15 protein-coding genes and 1 pseudogene are annotated in these 17440 nt (G+C 66.2%); 4 read left to right on the top strand and 12 right to left on the bottom strand.

The window, feature by feature from the left end; all coding sequences use genetic code 11:
- Window positions 1–116 precede the first annotated feature (116 nt).
- On the bottom strand, window positions 117–1043 hold the full coding sequence (locus V6F88_RS25485) for an FAD-binding protein (RefSeq protein WP_332613084.1): 927 nt from the start codon (window positions 1041–1043) through the stop codon (window positions 117–119).
- 44 nt (window positions 1044–1087) lie between these two features.
- On the opposite strand from V6F88_RS25485, the gene V6F88_RS25480 reads away from it, so the two are divergent.
- Complete coding sequence (locus tag V6F88_RS25480; RefSeq protein WP_332613082.1) at window positions 1088–2248, top strand: pyridoxal phosphate-dependent aminotransferase; 1161 nt, start codon at window positions 1088–1090, stop codon at window positions 2246–2248.
- A gap of 103 nt (window positions 2249–2351) precedes the next feature.
- Here the strand turns inward: V6F88_RS25480 and V6F88_RS25475 are convergent, their stop codons facing one another.
- Window positions 2352–3170 (bottom strand): lytic transglycosylase domain-containing protein, encoded by an 819-nt coding sequence (locus V6F88_RS25475; protein WP_046804361.1) that lies wholly within the window; start codon window positions 3168–3170, stop codon window positions 2352–2354.
- Window positions 3171–3253: 83 nt separating this feature from the next.
- Between V6F88_RS25475 and ubiD the strand changes: the two genes are divergently transcribed.
- The gene (gene ubiD / locus V6F88_RS25470) at window positions 3254–4798 is read left to right on the top strand and encodes a 4-hydroxy-3-polyprenylbenzoate decarboxylase (protein WP_332613080.1); all 1545 of its coding nucleotides are present in this window, start codon (window positions 3254–3256) and stop codon (window positions 4796–4798) included.
- Window positions 4799–4948: 150 nt separating this feature from the next.
- Here ubiD and V6F88_RS25465 read toward each other — a convergent pair whose 3' ends face one another.
- The 9 genes and pseudogenes from V6F88_RS25465 to V6F88_RS25425 all read right to left on the bottom strand — a co-directional run bounded on the left by V6F88_RS25465 (window position 4949) and on the right by V6F88_RS25425 (window position 14142).
- Window positions 4949–5299 carry a hypothetical protein gene (locus V6F88_RS25465; protein WP_332613079.1) on the bottom strand — a complete coding sequence of 117 codons (351 nt, stop codon included), beginning with the start codon at window positions 5297–5299 and terminating at the stop codon, window positions 4949–4951.
- A 3-nt stretch (window positions 5300–5302) separates the two neighbouring features.
- The gene (locus V6F88_RS25460) at window positions 5303–5716 is read right to left on the bottom strand and encodes a phage holin family protein (protein WP_332613077.1); all 414 of its coding nucleotides are present in this window, start codon (window positions 5714–5716) and stop codon (window positions 5303–5305) included.
- Window positions 5717–5782: 66 nt separating this feature from the next.
- Window positions 5783–6100, bottom strand: a complete 318-nt coding sequence (locus V6F88_RS25455) for a DUF883 family protein (RefSeq protein WP_006221213.1) — start codon at window positions 6098–6100, stop codon at window positions 5783–5785.
- An 84-nt stretch (window positions 6101–6184) separates the two neighbouring features.
- Entirely contained in the window at window positions 6185–6910 is a 726-nt protein-coding gene (locus V6F88_RS25450; protein WP_332613325.1) for a hypothetical protein, read from the bottom strand.
- Between the two features lie 125 nt (window positions 6911–7035).
- Window positions 7036–9765 carry a nitrate reductase gene (locus tag V6F88_RS25445; RefSeq protein ID WP_442880396.1) on the bottom strand — a complete coding sequence of 910 codons (2730 nt, stop codon included), beginning with the start codon at window positions 9763–9765 and terminating at the stop codon, window positions 7036–7038.
- A 48-nt stretch (window positions 9766–9813) separates the two neighbouring features.
- Window positions 9814–11037: pseudogene (locus V6F88_RS25440) on the bottom strand (NAD(P)/FAD-dependent oxidoreductase); the annotation flags it as partial.
- 23 nt (window positions 11038–11060) lie between these two features.
- Window positions 11061–11978 (bottom strand): ABC transporter ATP-binding protein, encoded by a 918-nt coding sequence (locus V6F88_RS25435; protein ID WP_332613076.1) that lies wholly within the window; start codon window positions 11976–11978, stop codon window positions 11061–11063.
- Between the two features lie 4 nt (window positions 11979–11982).
- Window positions 11983–12813: a nitrate ABC transporter permease gene (gene ntrB / locus V6F88_RS25430; protein WP_332613074.1), complete on the bottom strand. Its 831-nt coding sequence runs from the start codon at window positions 12811–12813 to the stop codon at window positions 11983–11985.
- A gap of 27 nt (window positions 12814–12840) precedes the next feature.
- A complete protein-coding gene (locus V6F88_RS25425) occupies window positions 12841–14142 on the bottom strand; it encodes a CmpA/NrtA family ABC transporter substrate-binding protein (RefSeq protein WP_332613073.1) in 1302 nt (433 codons plus the stop codon).
- Window positions 14143–14537: 395 nt separating this feature from the next.
- Between V6F88_RS25425 and V6F88_RS25420 the strand changes: the two genes are divergently transcribed.
- The gene (locus V6F88_RS25420; protein ID WP_332613071.1) at window positions 14538–15119 is read left to right on the top strand and encodes an ANTAR domain-containing response regulator; all 582 of its coding nucleotides are present in this window, start codon (window positions 14538–14540) and stop codon (window positions 15117–15119) included.
- A 109-nt stretch (window positions 15120–15228) separates the two neighbouring features.
- Window positions 15229–16647, top strand: coding sequence for a siroheme synthase CysG (gene cysG / locus V6F88_RS25415; RefSeq protein ID WP_332613070.1), 1419 nt, complete (start codon window positions 15229–15231; stop codon window positions 16645–16647).
- 144 nt (window positions 16648–16791) lie between these two features.
- Here cysG and upp read toward each other — a convergent pair whose 3' ends face one another.
- Window positions 16792–17430 carry a uracil phosphoribosyltransferase gene (upp, locus tag V6F88_RS25410; RefSeq protein WP_332613068.1) on the bottom strand — a complete coding sequence of 213 codons (639 nt, stop codon included), beginning with the start codon at window positions 17428–17430 and terminating at the stop codon, window positions 16792–16794.
- Window positions 17431–17440 lie beyond the last annotated feature (10 nt).

Below are 17440 nucleotides of genomic sequence, written 5' to 3'. Positions count from 1 at the left end.
AGAGGGAGGAATTCTATTCCCATGGCGCGCGCGGCGATACGTTTGCGAAAGCGCACGCGAGAGCGCGCCCACTGGACAGGGCAAGCGCCGAAATCTTACAGCAACCTGAACGAATTTCAGGTTTCATTGGGCAGGAATAAGGGAAATCGCCCAGCAGGGTCGAACAGCGTCTTCACGCGACCATCCAGCCGAAACGTCGCCAGGCCGGGGGTCGCCCGGGAACGAACATTTACGCCGGGCTGGGGCTCCGGGTGGGGCTGCGGCTGCGGCAGCGCGAAGGGAGGTGCATCGGTCAGCGTGACGCCTTGCACCCAGGCCAGCGTGCCGCCATGACCCAACAGCAGATGCGCCAGATTCACCGTGGCCGGCGCTTGCGGTTTCAGGGCGTCCAACCGATAGCGGCCCAGCCAGTGATAACCGTCGTTGGTGGCGAACGCGTCGCCGCCCGAGGCCAGTTGGAACAGCGCGGGCACCAGGGCCTGCACGGTGGCCGATCGCAAGGGCTGCACGTCGGCCTCGCCGAACGGCCCCAGCGTTTCCTCGACGCCGTCGGCCAGCATCACGTCCACCGCCAGCACGCCCGAGGCCGCGCAGCAACCCGCCGGCCAGGGCGCCGGTGCAGCCAGCCATTCGGCCAGGGTCATGGCGTCAGGGAAACCGGCAAACTGCCGCAGCCCGGCCTGGGCCAGCGCGGCCATCGGCACGCCCGGCTGCGCCCGCCAGCGCGGGATGTCGCCGGCCAGGCGCGCCAAACCCGCCATCCGGGATGGGTCGATACGCAAACGCGGCGCGCTGCTCGGCGCGTAAGGCCCCGTTGCGCCCTCCAGCGCCATCACGACGCGATATTCGGCGCACAGCGCGCGGGCGTGCGCCACGTCGCCGTCACGCGCGGGCGTCAGAATGGCTTGCGCGCCACCCGGGCCGTTCTCGCCCAGATCAACAACCTGGCCTTGGCACAGCAGCTTCAGCCGCTGCATGAAGGCGGCCCATGGCGTTTGCGCGGGTCGCCTGCCAAGCAGGAAAGCGCGCCGGGATGGCTGCATGACTACAATTCCTTTTTGCTTCAAAGACGCTTTTCGAGAATCCGATGCCCCGCCTTGCCGCTCGCACTCAAGACTTTCTGACATTCCAGGTAGTGGAACTATTCAAGCAGGCGCAGGCGCTACAGGCGGCGGGCCACGACATTATCAGCCTGGGCATCGGCGAACCGGACTTTACCGCGCCGCCCCAGGTGGTGGAAGCGCTGGAACGCGCCGCCCGCGCCGGGCTTAGCGGCTACGGCCCACCCGCCGGGCTGATGCCGCTGCGCGAGGCCATTGCGCAGTTCTACCATGACAAGTTCGGCGCCAGCATCAATCCGGCGCGCGTTATTGTCACGGCGGGCGCATCCGGCGCGCTGACGCTGGCGTGCGCGGCGCTGGTCAACCATGGCGGCGAAGTCCTGATGCCGGACCCGTCCTACCCGGCCAACAGCAACTTCGTGCTGGCAGCGGGCGGTGTGCCGCGTTTGATTCCCAGCTCTGCCGCCAAGCGCTTCCAGCTGTCGGCCGACGACGTGGCCCGGCACTGGACGCCGGCGACGCAGGGCGTGCTGGTGGCCTCACCCAGCAACCCCACCGGCACATCCATCGCACACGAAGAACTGGCGCAACTGCTGGCCGAGGTTCGTGCTCGCGACGGCTTTGCCATCGTCGATGAAATCTACCTGGGATTGTCATATGAAAATGCGCCGCGATCCGCGTTGACGCTGGACGATGACATCATCGTCATCAACAGCTTTTCCAAATACTTCCACATGACCGGCTGGCGCCTGGGCTGGATGATCGTGCCGCAAGACATGGTGGCACCCGTGGAAAAAATTGCCGCCAGCCTGGCGATCTGCGCGCCCACGCTGGCCCAGCACGCCGCGCTGGCATGCTTTACCGAACAGGCAATGAAAACCTTCGAGCACCGGCGCGAAGCGTTCAAGCAGCGGCGCGACTACCTGTTGCCCGAATTCGAACGCCTGGGCATCCACGTGCCGGTCAAGCCGGACGGCGCGTTCTATATCTATGCCGACATCAGCAACCTGGGCATGGACAGCGCCACGTTTTCGCAGCAGCTGCTGCTGCAAGCGGGCGTGGCTGCCGTGGCAGGCCTGGACTTTGGACCGGCCCACGGCAAGCACACCATGCGCTTTTCCTACGCAACGGGGCTGGACCGCCTGGAAGAGGCCGTAGCCCGGATCGGCAAGCTGCTGCAACGCTGATCCACAACGTGCCGCCGCATCGGTCAACCGGTGCAATGCCGGCGCCACAAAAAAAGCGCGCTCGGTAAAGAGCGCGCTTTGTCGTTCCGCGTAGCGGGAAGGATCAGTCCCGAGCCAGGGCAATGCCCGATGCCAGGGCAAGCCGCCGGCGTTCCGCCTGCACCTTGGCACCGTAACCGTTGTCGTCGGGCCCCGTGGACCCCACGTAACAGGCCAGTCCGGCGTCTACCGAACCGCGGCGGTTGATGCAGTCCCGCAGAATTGTTGCCCCCACGCCGATGTTGGCGGCCGGGTCCAGGGCGGTCTTGCCCACGGCGTCGAATTTGTCCTGGTGGACGCTGGTCATCACCTGCATCAAGCCTTGCGCGCCCACATGGCTTTCGGCCAGGGGGTTGTAACGCGACTCGATGGCGATGACCGCCAGCACCAGCAAGGGGTCCAGCTGCTTTTCGCGGCTGACCTTGTAAACGGTGTTCAACAGCGGGCCGGTGGCGTCATACGCCACCTTGTATTTGCGCGAGATATAGTTGCGCAACGCTTCGGCCTGCGGACCGGTCGCCGACAAGGCGGGCTTCTTGGGCACCGGCGGCGCGACGCGCGCCGGCCCCAGCATGCCCGTGGCATTGCTGGCGGGAGCAGTTGGTACGGCCATGGCAATTGCCGACGCAGTGTCGGAACCGAGTTCGGAGCCGGTGTCGGGTTCGACGCCGGTTTGCATGGATGAAGGCGCTAGGGCGGTCAACAAGGCTTTGTGCACTTGCAATGCCTGGTCGCGCAAACCTGGCAGGGCAAATCCCATGCTTACCGTCACAATCACCGCGATGCCCAGATAGACTGAGCAGATACGCAAGGACTCGGCAAGATATTCGTGCACTCCTTGGGCCATATTCCTGAACAGGCTGGCCACTGACGCATCGGGCATGAAAACCTCCTGCGTGGAAAAAGAGGGAGTCAATGTTAACCTCTCTTTCGACCTCAAATGTAACCAAATCGCTGGGATCTGTAGTGAAATACCGCGACCTTAGAGACTTCCTCGCCCAACTTGAACGCATGGGCGACCTCAAACGCATTGCCGCGCCGGTGTCCACCCGGCTGGAAATGACCGAGATTTCCGACCGCGTGCTGCGCGCCGAAGGGCCGGCCCTGCTGTTTGAAAAAGCGCTGCACGACGGCCAACCGGCACAGATGCCGGTGTTGACCAACTTGTTCGGCACGCCGTCGCGGGTAGCGCGCGGCATGGGCGCCGACAATGTCAGCGCGCTGCGCGATATCGGCGAACTGCTGGCGTCGCTGCGCGAGCCTGAAGCCCCCAAGGGCCTGCGCGACGCGCTGGCCAAGGTGTCGATGCTGAAGGCGGCGCTGTGGGACATGAGCCCGAAAAACGTCAAAAGCCCGGCCTGCCAGGAAATTGTCTGGGAAGGCAAGGACGTGGACCTGACCCGCTTGCCCATCCAGACCTGCTGGCCCGGCGATGTAGCGCCGCTTCTGACGTGGGGCCTGGTGATCACGCGCGGCCCTAACGCCAAGCGGCAGAACCTGGGCATCTACCGCCAGCAGCTGCTGGGCCCCAACAAGCTCATCATGCGGTGGCTGTCGCATCGCGGCGGCGCGCTGGATTTCCGTGACCACGCGCTGGCCCACCCCGGCACCCCGTTCCCGATCGCCGTGGCGTTGGGCGCCGACCCGGCCACGACGCTGGGCGCCGTCACCCCCGTGCCCGACAGCCTGTCCGAATACCAGTTCGCCGGCCTGTTGCGCGGTTCGCGCACCGAAGTCGCCCAGGCGCTGGGCAGCAACCTGTCGGTGCCGGCGTGGGCCGAGATCGTTCTTGAAGGCCATCTGCTGCCGTCCTCCGACCCGCGCGCCATCAAGCCCGTGGTGCCGGAAGGTGTGAACCCGCCGCCCAACAGCGACTACGAGATGGCGCTGGAAGGGCCGTACGGCGACCACACCGGCTACTACAACGAGCAGGACTGGTTTCCGGTGTTCACCGTCGAGCGCATCACGATGCGGCGCAACCCCATCTACCATTCCACCTACACCGGCAAGCCGCCCGACGAACCCGCCGTGCTGGGCGTTGCGCTTAACGAAGTGTTCGTGCCGCTGTTGCGCCGCCAGCTGCCGGAAATCGTCGACTTCTATCTGCCGCCGGAAGGGTGCAGCTATCGGCTGGCGGTGGTGTCGATCCGCAAGCAGTACGCGGGGCACGCCAAACGCGTCATGTTCGGGCTATGGAGCATTCTGCGCCAGTTCATGTACACCAAGTTCATCGTGGTGGTGGACGAAGACATCAACCCGCGCGACTGGAAGGAAGTGGTCTGGGCGATGACGACGCGCATGGACCCCGTGCGCGATACGCTGCTGGTGGAAAACACCCCCATCGATTACCTGGACTTCGCCTCGCCGGTATCGGGTCTGGGCGGCAAGATGGGCCTGGACGCCACCAACAAATGGCCCGGCGAAACCAACCGCGAATGGGGCACGCCCATCACGATGGATGCCGACATCAAGAAGCGCGTGGACGATATCTGGGGCCAGCTCGGCCTGTAGCAATGGCTGTAGCTGTAGCTGTAGCTGTAGCTGTGGCCCTCCGTAGCCCGACGCCGCACAGCCCGGCTTCGATGCTCGCCATAAAAAACCCCGCCATGCAGATGCAGGCGGGGTTTTTTTTTAGCGCAAGCCGAAGCAAGGTTGAACGCGTTATTCGTCGTCCTCGCGCGAGCCCTGCCACATCTTGAACAGCTGCCAGCCGACCAATGCGCCACCCGCGATCTTGAGCAGCTTGAAGCGCTTGCCGCCACGCATCAGCAAGGTCGACAAAGACGAGCTGACGACGGGATAACGGCGCGCCAGCGTAATGGCCTGCAATGCCCAGCGTGACGCCCCGCCGGCAGCCAGCCGGGGCAGCAGCCCGCGGATGATGGCGGCGGGTTCCAGCCGATGGCCGGTCGACACGATGTCATGCACCAGCGATTCGCGTTCGATGGCGGCGCGGGCGCGCAGCAGTTCGATACGCACGGCACGATCAACGACAGGAGACCTTTTTGACATGGTTCAGCCCTCCTCGCGTCGACGTGGCGGCGGCTCGTCGTCCTGGGCGTCGCGTACCCGTTCAAGCAGTTCCGCGTCGCGGCTCAACTCTTCAAGGGTGGCCGCGAAAGGCGCCGCGCCATAGACCAGCCCATGGCGCACGACCAGCAACAAGACGATGCCCACAATGCCGTAGAACGCCGCCAGCAGGCCCAAGGCCATGTAGCGGTCTTCGGTGGGCCAGAACAGCACGGCCACCGTGATGGTGAATACCAGCACCGCAAGCGTCAGAAAGAGCAGCGCCGCGAAGGCCATGCCCAGCAGCTTGAGCAGGCGCGCCTTTTCGTCGGCGGCTTCCAGCCCAAGAAGCTCCAGGCGTGTGCGCAACAGCCCGACCAGGCTGGACGCGACTCCGAAAACAGATTTTCGTAGACCCATGTTGTCAGGAACGTCGGGCGGGCAGCGCCGGCATGCCGACGTTGCCCGCCCGAACGTTCAAGCCAATCAGCGGCGGCTGATCAGCAAGCCGAGCAGCAGGCCGGTCACGCCTGCGATGCCGATGGCTTGCCAGGGATTGTCATGCACGTAGTCGTCGGTGGCGCGAGCGGCTTTGCGGCCACGTTCGAGCACGGCGTCTTGCGCTTCGTAGAGGGCTTCGCGCGTGCGCTTGAGCGAGGTCATGGCGCGGTCACGCAATTCGTTGGCCTTTTCGCCCGTGGTGCCGGCCGCTTCGCGCAGCAGGTTTTCGGCGTCGTTCAGGCTGGTCTTGACACTGTCGATCAGTTTTTCTTTTGCGACTTCTTCGGATTTTCTCGTGGCCATTTTTTTGAGCTCCTGTTGTGTGTCTATGACGAAAACATCATACCAGCCGCCCTGCCCGCAGCAAGACGTGCTTGATACCGTGTGCTACTTGATCTGCGTAATTTCAACCGCTGATTTCACGCCTGCTTGATCTATGTCTTGCTTCATCACCAGATTGACTGCCGGGCAGTACCAATCGGTGACCGTCGTGTTCATGCCGGGTATCGGAATGGTCAGGCCCTGGAACGTGGCCATGGTGGGGTCCGAGTTGCGCGTGTACGTGACCGGGTGGCAGGACTGATTGCCCAGGGCCGTGTTCAACGACGTCTTCTGGCCCACGCTTTTCTCGCCGATGCGCACCGTGGTGCTGGGCTGGCCGCCCACCGGCGCTTCCTTGCCGATCTTCAGGCGGAACGACGAGCCGGGCAACTTCTGGCCCGCGTTCAGTTTGCCGTCGTACGCGAACAGGCCCAGCATGCGCAGGTCGAATTGGCCCTCGGAAGGCTTGGGGGCTTCGCCTGCCGAGGCGTAGCGCAGGAAGGTGGCCTGCCCGCCCTTGACCGTCATCAGGTAATCCAGCTTTGACTTGCCCGGCGGCAGGCCCGCGTAGCCAAACGTGGCCACGCCTTGCACGCGCGCGCGGCAATTGTCGCCATTGCTTTTTGTAACCTCGGTGAAGGTCAGGTCCGCGCCCAGGGACAGGTTGCCCGAGCCGGTCAACTGCACCGCACCGCCGTCATGCATGAACTGGGCGTCGCACACGCCCGCCTGCACCGACGCGGTCGCGCCCATCGCGCCCGCGCACAACACCAAGGATGCGATTTTTTGCATCGTCACTAGCCACTCCAGAATTCGGGACATGCCGCGCGCTGCTGGCGGCGGCTGCTTGATACTACACCCGTTGCCGTGCCCGATATATGTCTACTCGTGTCGGCTGGCCCCGGGCGCAAAACCGATCAGGAACAGGCCACGGCCGTGGGCGCGCGGGCAATCAGCGCCCGCACTTCGGGCACGCACGACCCGCAGCCGGTGCCGCAGCCCAGCGTGGATTTCAGCGCATCCAGGTCGCAGCCGCGCGCGACGCCCGCCAGGATGGCCGCCTCGCTGACGCCGATGCAGACGCACACCGTGCGCGAGCGCGCCGCGCCACTGATGCGCCCGGACAGCAGCGCCGACACACTGGCTGGCGCCTGCCCGCCGGCCGCCCACGCCAGCAGCGCGTCCTGCGCGGCCAGGTCGCCCGCCAACAGGAATGCAGTCGGCCCGCCCGCATCGACCGCCACCCGGCGCAACCTGCCGCGCGCCGGGTCGTCAAACATCACGTCGGCCTGACCCAGCCCAAGCGCCTGCGCCAGTTCGGTCAGTACCCCGGCGTCCGGCGCTTGGGCGGCCGCCAGCCGAATGCGTACGCCGCCCGCGCCTACCGGCAACACGACCGCATAGTCGAAACGGCGCAACCACGGCGCCAAGCGCGCGCGCAAGGTCGCCGCATCGCCTTGCATCCAACCCGCCACCTGCCACGGCAGCCCGGCCGGTTCGGCGGATACGGCGGAGAACTTCAGCTCGGGTTGACGTGAGATCGGGTCCGAGGCCGATGTCGCCAGCGCGTTCACGCCCAGCCCGGCCATGAACGCGCTGCCCCAGTGCATCGGCAAGAACGCATGCCCGCGTTGCAGCCCGTCATCCGCCTGCACGGGTAGCACCACACTGCCCCGGCGCGAACGCATGCGCGTCAACGCGCCCGGCGCCAGATCGCACCGGCGCATGTCGTCGGGGTGCATCGACAGCCACGGTTCCTCGACGTGCTGAGTCAAGCCCGGTGCCAGCGACGTGCGCGCCAACGTGTGCCAGTGGTCGCGCAGCCGGCCGGTGGTCAGTTGCAGCGGAAATTCCGGCGTCAACGCGTCGGCGGGCGGTTGATGGCGCACGTTGCAAAAGCGCGCGCGCCCGTTGGCGGTGGGGAACACCCCATCGCCGTACAGGCGCGGCTTGCCCTGGCCGCCTTGGTACGGCCATTGCGTCGGGCCGTTGCGGTCCAAAATGTTGTAGTCCAAGGCGCTGTAGTCCAGGTCTTGCCCCGCCGTCATACGAACGTGCTCGGCGAAAACGTCGCTTTCATCCGCGTAGGCAAAACAGGCGGACTTGTGCGGGGCGACGCGTGCGGCCAGCCGCTGTGCCACCGCCTGCGCCAGCCGCCAGTCGGGCTGCGCATCGCCCGGCGGGGCCACCGCCGCGCGCACGCGGCTGATGCGGCGTTCGGAATTGGTGACCGTGCCCGATTTTTCGGGCCATGTCGCGGCGGGCAATATCAGGTCGGCATAGGCCAGCGTCTCGGTGCCGGCAAACGCCTCTTGGACGATCACGAAGTCCGCCCGCGCCAGCGCCTGGCGCACACGGGCCTGGTCGGGTAAGGATTGCGCCGGGTTGGTCGCGGCGATCCACAACACCTTGATGCGCCCGTCACGCGCGGCGTCGAACAGATCCAGGGCCGTGGCCCCGCGCCCGGCGGGCAGCGCATCCACACCCCATAACGCGGCGACCTCGGCCCGGTCCTCCGCCAAGGCCGGATCCCGGTGCCCGGGCAGCAGCGTGGCCATGCCGCCGGCCTCGCGCCCACCCATGGCGTTGGGCTGGCCCGTCAGCGAGAACGGGCCGGCGCCGGGCTTGCCGATCTGGCCCGTGGCCAGATGCAGATGGATCAACGCGGCGTTCTTGTCAGTGCCCTGGGTCGATTGATTCAAGCCCATCGTGTACAGCGACAACGCCGCGCCGCCGCCGCCGAACCAACGCGCGGCCTGGATGATGTCGGCGGCGGGCACGCCGCAGATTTGCTGCGCCGCCTGGGGGGTGACTGCCTGAACGGTGGCCATCAACGTGTCGAACCCCTCGGTGTGGAGCTTGACGTAGTTGCGGTCGACAAGGCCTTCGCGCGCCATCACGTGCAGCATGGCGTGAAACAGCGCCACGTCGGAGCCGGGCGTAATGGCCAGGTGCAGGTCGGCAAACGTGGCCGTGTCCGTGCGGCGCGGATCCACGACGATTACCTTCATGCCCGGTCGGCGCGCGCGCGCCGCCTCCAGCCGGCGGAACAGCACCGGGTGCGCGTACGCCATGTTCGACCCGGCGATCAGCACCGTGTCGGCCAGGTCCAGGTCTTCGTAGCAGGCGGGTGGCGCGTCGGCGCCCAAGGTGCGCTTGTAGCCCGACACGGCGCTGGACATGCACAGGCGCGAGTTGGTGTCGATATTGTTGGTGCCCACCAAAGCGCGCGCCAGCTTGTTGAAGACGGCGTAGTCCTCGGTCAGCAATTGGCCGGACAGGTAAAAGCCCACGGCGTCCGGACCGTGCGCAAGCATCGCTTCGGCCAAGCGCTGCGCCGCGATGTCCAGCGCCTGGTCCAGGCTTATCTGCCTGAGCGGTGCCGTCCGATCCGCGCGCCATTGCGCCGACAGCACGCGCGCGCCGTCGCGCCGCACCGTATCCGCCAGCGCCAGGCCCTTGCTGCACAGCTTGCCGTGATTGGCGGGGTGGCCGTCATCCCCGCGCACCCCTAGCACCGCGTTGCCCCGCGCCTGCACGCGCACGCCGCAGCCCGTGCCGCAGTAGCAGCACACCGAAGCCACTTCGCGGACGCCGTCATCGACGGCGATGGGCAGCATTTTTTGCAGCGGCATGTCCATGGCCATGGCTTATACGCCTGCCCCGGCGGTGATCGGCACGGGCGACGCGTGTTCGTCGTCCACCATCATGTCCCCCGCCATCAAGCGGTCGCGCAGCGCGCCGATGCCGCGCCCTTCGCGGATCAGGCGCACGTACCAGTTGCTGTCCGCCGTGTCGCCATACAGGCAGGCGCCGACCAGTTTGTCGTCATGCAACACCAGCTTCTTGTAGACGCCGTCGATGGCGTCGGCCAGCACGATCGTCTCTGTTTGCGCCCCGCCCATGAAATCTCCCGCCGAAAAAAGATCGATGCCCGTCACCTTCAATTTCGTGGACGTGACGCTGCCCTCATAGCGGCCGATGCCGTGCATGGCCAGGTGGTTGGCCGCCACCTTCGCCTGCTCGAACAGCGGCGCGACCAGGCCATAGGCCGTGCCGCGATGGCTGGCGCATTCACCCACCGCGTAGATGCGCGGGTCGTAGGTCTGCAAGGTGTCCGACACCACAATGCCGCGATCCACGCGCAGCCCGCAGCCCTGCGCCAACGCCGTGTTCGGGCGCACACCCACCGCCATCACCACCAGGTCCGCCGCGACTTCCTGGCCGTCGGTGAAGCGCAGCGCGCGCACGCGCCCGTCGCCGCCCGCAACGATCTCGCGCGTCTGGCGTTGCAGCAAGAAAGTCAGGCCGCGCGCTTCCAGGTTGCGACGCAACAAGGCGGCCGCATCGCCGTCAAGTTGGCGGTCCAGCAGTGTTGCGCCCAGGTGCACGACAGATACCTTCATGCCGCGCGCGGCCAAGCCGTTGGCCGCTTCCAGGCCCAGCAGGCCCCCGCCGATGACGACCGCGTGGCGATAGCGCGAGGACGCTTCGATCATCCGGTTCACGTCGTCGATATCGCGAAACGCCACCACGCCGTCCAGGTCGTGGCCCGGCACGGGCAGGATGGTGGGCGTGGAACCCGTGGCCAGCAGCAGCCGGTCATACGCGGCTTGCGTGCCGTCATCGCAGCTGACCGTGCGCCTGGCCCGGTTCACCTGCGTTACGCGCCGGTTGCGCAGCAGCCGGATGCGATGGCGGGCATACCAGGCTTCATCGTTCAGCACGATGTCGTCCAGCGTCTGCTCGCCCGTCAGCACGGGCGACAGCAGGATGCGGTTGTAGTTGGTGTAGGGCTCGGCGCCGATCACCGTGATGTCGTACAGGTCGGGCGCCTGCGCCAGCAGTTCTTCTACCGTGCGGATGCCCGCCATGCCGTTGCCCACCACGACCAGCTTTGGCTTTGGCTTCGTGTTCATGTGCGTGCCTGGCTTGCGCGGGATCAGGCCGCCGCCCGCGCCGCGTCGGGATGGCTGGCGGCGGGGTTGGCCGCTTGGGCCGCTTGGGCCGCTTGGGCCGCGAGATGACCGGCGGGATGCGCCTCGGCATTGATCTGCGCCACCTCTTGCGAGCGTTCGGGATTGCCGTGGCGGCGATGCAGAAAGTCCACCACCGACGCGCGGCACGCCAGGTAGGTGGCGTCGTTGGCCAGCCGCACGCGGTCGCGCGGACGCGGCAAGGGCACGGGCAGGATGTCTCCGATGGTGGCGGCCGGGCCGTTGGTCAGCATGACGATGCGGTCGGACAGCAGCACCGCTTCGTCCACATCATGCGTGACCATGATGGTGGTCGTACGCGTCTTGGCCACGATCTTCAGCAGTTCGTCTTGCAGATGCGCCCGCGTCAGCGCGTCCAGGGCGCCAAAGGGTTCGTCCATCAGCAGCACGCCCGGCTCAATGGCCAGTGCGCGCGCAATGCCCACGCGTTGTTTCATGCCGCCGGAAATCTCGCGCGGCAGCTTGTTCTGCGCGGGCAACAGGCCCACCAGTTCCAGCGCCGCGCGCGTGCGCTGCTCCAGCCGCGCACGCTTTTCCTTGGCGGCAAAAACGCGTTCGACGGCCAGATACACGTTCTGGAAGCACGTCAGCCAAGGCAGCAGCGAATGGTTCTGGAACACCACCGCGCGGTCAGGGCCCGGGCCGGTGATCTCGCGCTCGGCGCACAGCAGCACACCGCTGGTGGGCCGGGTCAGGCCCGCGATCAGGTTCAGCAAGGTGGATTTGCCGCAACCCGAATGGCCGATCAGGGTGATGAATTCGCCCTGTTCCACCGTCAGGTCGATATCGCGCAGCGCCACGAAGGCGCCCTTGCGGGTGTGAAAGGTCTGGCCCACGCTTTCGATGCGTACGAATTTCTTCATGGCGCTATTCCTCGGTATAGGTGAACCGGCGGGCCAGCGCCACCAGCAGCGTTTCAAGCAACAGGCCCACGATGCCGATCACGAAAATGGCGATGACGATGTGTTCGACCTTCAGGTTGTTCCATTCATCCCACAGCCAGAAGCCGATGCCGGTGCCGCCCGTCAGCATCTCGGCCGCCACGATCACCAGCCACGCGGTGCCGATCGACAAGCGCACGCCGGTCAACACATACGGCAGCACGGCGGGCAGCAAGACCTTGGTCGTCAACTTCCATTCCGACAGGTTCAACACCCGCGCCACGTTCAGGTAATCCTGCGGCACGCGCGACACCCCGACGGCGGTGTTGATGATCATCGGCCAGATGGAACAGATGAAAATCGCCCAGATGGCGGCCGGGTTGGCGGCTTTGAACAGCAGCAATCCCAAGGGCAGCCAGGCCAATGGCGACACCGGCCGCAACAAGCTGACGATGGGCGAGAACATGGCGTTGATGGCGGCGTAGCGGCCGATTGCAAAGCCGGCCGGAATGCCGATCAACGCCGCCAGGCCAAAGCCGATCGCCACCCGTTCAAGCGAAGCCACCAGGTTCCAGCCGATGCCCTTGTCGTTGGGGCCGTTGTCATAGAACGGATCCGAAAACAGCGTCACGGCGGCGTGCCAGGTCACCCCCGGCGTGGGGATTTCCGGGATGCGCATCGCCACCACTTGCCACACCAGCACGAACAGCGCGAAACCGGCCACAGGGCCGACCACGGCTTTCAGCACGGACTCCAGCCGCTCGCGGCCGGCTGCGATGAACGCGACGCCGCGACCCAGACTCGTTACGGTAGACATTGCATGCCCCTTGTTCAGTACAGCCGTTCAAACCTTGACCTTGAATCCGTCGGCATAGGCCGCCGGATTGCTGCCGTCCCACATCACGCCGTCTATCAACGTGGACGACCGCGTTTCACTGGCGGGCAGCGCCACGCCCGCGGCCTGCGCGGCCTGCTTGTAGATGTCGATACGGTTCACCTGCCGCGCCATCGCCAGATAGTCCGGATGCTCTTTCAACAAGCCCCAACGCTTGTGCTGCGTCAGGAACCACATGCCGTCGCTCAAGTAAGGGAAGTTGGCCGAGCCGTCGGCGTAGAAGCGCATGGCGTGCGCGTCCGTCCACGACTTGCCCAGGCCGTCTTCGTACCGGCCCAGCATGCGGTCCACGATGCCGCTGGCGTCCGTGTTCACGTAGGACTTGGCGGCGATGGTTTCGGCCGTCTTCTGACGGTTGGCGGGCGAGGCGTCGATCCACTTGCCGGCTTCAAGAATGGCGGCGGTCACGGCGCGCGCCGTGTTCGGGTTGCGCGCCACGAAATCCGCGCTGGTGCCCAGCACTTTTTCCGGGTGGTCCTGCCAGATGCCCTGGGTGGTCACGGCGGTAAAGCCGATTTTGTCCATGATGGCGCGCGCGCCCCACGGTTCGCCCACGCAGAAGCCGTCCATGTTGCCCACGCGCATGTTGGCGACCATCTGCGGCGGCGGCACGGTAATGACCTTGGCGTCCTTCATCGGGTTGATGCCGTACGCGGCCAGCCAGTAATACAGCCACATGGCGTGCGTGCCGGTGGGGAAGGTCTGCGCGAAGGTGTATTCGCGCTTGTCGGACGCCATCAGCTTGGCCAGCGATTCGCCGTCGCGCGCGCCGGCTGCCAGCACCTTGTTCGATAGCGAGATGGCCTGGCCGTTCTGGTTCAGGCTCATCAAGACGGCCATGTCTTTCTTGGGGCCGCCGATACCCATGTGCACGCCATAAACCAGGCCATACAACACGTGGGCCATGTCCAGCTCGCCGTTCATGAGCTTGTCGCGCACGGCCGCCCACGAGGCTTCTTTGGACGGCGTGATCGTCACCCCGTATTTCTTGTCGATGCCCAGCACGGACGCCATCACGACCGAGGCGCAGTCGGTCAGCGGGATGAAGCCGATTTTCACTTCGGTCTTTTCCGGCGCGTCCGTGCCGGCAGCCCAGGCGCCCGCGCGCACCAGGGGGTCGACCAGCGACAGCAGGCCGGCGCCCGCCACCGCGCGGGCCGTGCCGCTTAACCATTTGCGGCGGCCGGCGTTGGTGCCGGCCTGGGCGTGGGCGGCAGGGTCGGTAAAGGGGCTTCGTGTCACTGGCGTCATGCAATGGCTCCTGGCAAAAAAAAACGTCCCGCGCGCCATGGAATCCAATCCATTGGCGCTGCGGAACGTCGTTGTCCCTTGCCGCGTACGGCGGCGCGTTGCGTTGGCGACCGCCGTTGGCCGCCCAGCTTCCATCAAGCAAACGCTGTGCCAGGCGCGTGGAAAATGCCCGTCAATGCTCGCAAGGCCGCGCCGGCGTTGACGATGGCGCGGATAAGGGGCGCTCGTTCGCGGCATCGCGGCGACGGCACCAGACCCAAGTTGGTGCGCAACGCGATGCGGCGGCGCACCATGGCTGTGCCACGCGCGCCCCGGTGCTGTGCGTCGCGCGGCTGCGGCGTAGGCGATCACGGATGGCATGGAACTTGCATGAATCCCCACATCGGAGGGGTTCCATGCTGAAGGTGATGCTGCTTAATGATGGCGAGGGGCGCGCGGCGTCGCTGCGGCAGACGCTGGCTGCGGCCGGGGTGCACGTGGTCTCGGAGGTGGCGCCCGGCATGGACCTGGCCAGCGCCATCGCGCAAGCCGCCCCGGACGTGGTGTTGATCGACAGCGACGCCCCCGGGCGCGACACCTTGGAAAACGTCTGTGTGGCCAGCGAGCACAGCGACCGCCCCGTCGTCATGTTCACCGACGACGGCAACCGCGACACCATCCGTACGGCGCTGCGCGCCGGGGTGGCCGCTTACGTGGTCGGCGATGTGCCGGCCGCTCGCATCGAACCCCTGCTGACGGTGGCGATCGAGCGTTTCGCCATGGAGAAATCCCGGCGCGAAGAACTGCGCGACGCGCAACTGCGGCTGGCCGAGAGGCAGTGGGTGGAGAAAGCGAAAGGCATCCTGATGAAGACCCGATCGATTCCCGAAGAGGAAGCGCATCGGCTGCTGCGCGAGCGCGCCATGCAAAGCCAGAAGCGGCTGGGCGACGTCGCGCGCGAGGTCGTCGAGATGAGCCAATGGCTGGGCAACGCCTGACCAAATAAGTTTTGGATATATGAATTCAAGAAATCAAAAGTTGTGGGGATGTAAGCCCGTCCCTATGATCGGGTGATATTTTGCCGGGTACGCCCGAGGCGGGCACAAGATGCAGCTTTTTCCGATTTTTGCTGACCTGAAGGGGCGGCGGGTGCTGGTGGTGGGTGGCGGCGCGGTAGCCGAACGCAAGACGCTTGCGCTGCTGGAAGCCTCTGCCCAGGTGGTGGTGGGCGCGCCTGAACTGACCCCGGCATTGACTGAACTTGCGGCCCAGGGCCGCATTCATTATTTGCCGGGCCGCTTTGACGCCGCCTGGCTGGACGATGTGTGGCTGGTGGTGGCCGCCACCGACGACCGCGCGGCCAACGCCGCCGTATCCGAAGCGGCCGGCGCGCGCCGCATCTTTACGAACGTGGTGGACGACCCGGAGCTGTCCTCGTTCCAGGTGCCGTCCATCGTCGACCGCTCGCCTGTCATCGTGGCCATTTCGTCGTCGGGCGTGGCGCCCGTGCTGGCGCGCCGCGTGCGCGAGCGCATCGAATCGCTGTTTGACCACACGTTGGGCCAACTGGCCGCGTTGGCCGCAACCTATCGCAAGCGTATCCGCGCCGGCCATCCCGATCTGGGCGCGCGTCGCCGTTTCTATGACTGGTTGCTGGACGGCCCCGTGGCCGGCTTGCTGCGCCAGCAACAACCCGCCCAAGCCGAAGCCGCGCTGGCACAGGCGCTGGACACCCCGCTTGCGCCCGCCGAAGGCAGCGTCGTGCTGGTGGGCGCCGGCCCCGGCGACCCCGGGCTGCTGACCTTGAAGGCGCTGCGCGCGCTGAACGAAGCCGACGTCATCCTCTATGACCGCTTGGTCAGCGACGACGTCATGTCCTTGGCGCGCCGTGACGCCGACCGCATTTGCGTGGGCAAGCTGCCCGGCGAAAACCATCACGCCACGCAGGCTCGCATCCACGCCCTGCTGGTGGAACACGCGCAAGCGGGCAAGCGCGTGGTGCGGCTGAAAGGGGGCGACGCCTTTATTTTTGGCCGAGGCGGCGAAGAACTGGAACATCTACGCGCGCATGGCGTGCGCTTTGAGGTGGTGCCCGGCATTACCGCGGCGCTGGCCTGTGCGGCCTACGCGGGCATTCCGCTGACGCATCGCGAGCACGCCCAATCGGTGCGGCTGATCACGGCGCATTGCCGCGAAGACGAAGACAACCTGGACTGGCCCGCGCTGGCGCGTGAAAAGCAGACCTTGGCTTTCTATATGGGCGTGGGGCAGCTGGAACTTCTGACCCGGCGTCTATTGGGCCATGGCCGAGCGGCCGACACGCCGTTCGCGCTGATCGAAAACGGCAGCCGGCCAGAACAGCGGGTGCTGTCGGGCACGTTGCAAGCGCTGCCGGAACTGGCGGCGGAACATGCCATCCGTTCCCCCGCCCTGCTGATTGTGGGCGAGGTTGCCGGGCTGGCGCCGAAACTTCGGTGGTTCGGCCAACACATCGACGGGGCCGAGGTCAGGGCGCCGGGCGCGTAAGGCGCGCCCCGCCAGACGCGCCGGCTGCTGGAAGCCGGGCTGCTGGAAGCCGGGCCGCTGGAAGCCGGGCTGCTGGAAAGCCTGCCTGGCCGCTGAAGAGCGGCCGCCGGCCCCCGGATCGCCGCAGGCCGGACAGGCAAGCGGTCAGACCGTCTTCTGAGTGGTGCCGAAGATGCGGTCGCCCGCGTCGCCCAGGCCGGGCATGATGTAGCCGTGTTCGTTCAGGCCGTCGTCGATGGACGCCGTATAGATATGCACGTCGGGGTGCTTGGACAGCACGGCCTCGATACCCACGGGCGCGGCCACCAGCACCAACGCGCGGATTTCCTTGCAGCCGGCGCGCTTGAGCAAATCAATCGCGGCCACCATCGAACCGCCGGTCGCCAGCATCGGGTCGACGATCAGCGCCAGGCGCTGGTCCAGTTCGCCAACCAGGCGTTCCAGGTAGGTATGGGCTTCCAGGGTTTCTTCGTTGCGGGCCACGCCCACCACGCTGACCTTGGCGCCCGGTATCAGGCTGAGCACGCCGTCCAGCATGCCGATGCCCGCGCGCAGGATAGGCACCACGGTGACTTTCTTGCCGGCAATCTTCTCAACCTGGACTTGTCCACACCAGCCCTCGACGGTGGCGGGCGCCAGCGGCAGGTCCTTGGACGCTTCGTACGTCAGCAGCGCGCCCACTTCCTGCGACAACTCTCGAAAGCTCTTGGTGCTGAGGTCGGCGCGACGCATGATCCCGAGCTTATGGCGGATCAGCGGATGGCGGATTTCGTGCACGGGCATGTGCGTAATT

The organism is Achromobacter sp. ESBL13 (assembly GCF_036668755.1).
Lineage (GTDB): Bacteria > Pseudomonadota > Gammaproteobacteria > Burkholderiales > Burkholderiaceae_B > Achromobacter.
Note: the sequence above shows the minus strand (reverse complement) of the source record. Positions and strands in the feature narration are given on the sequence as shown.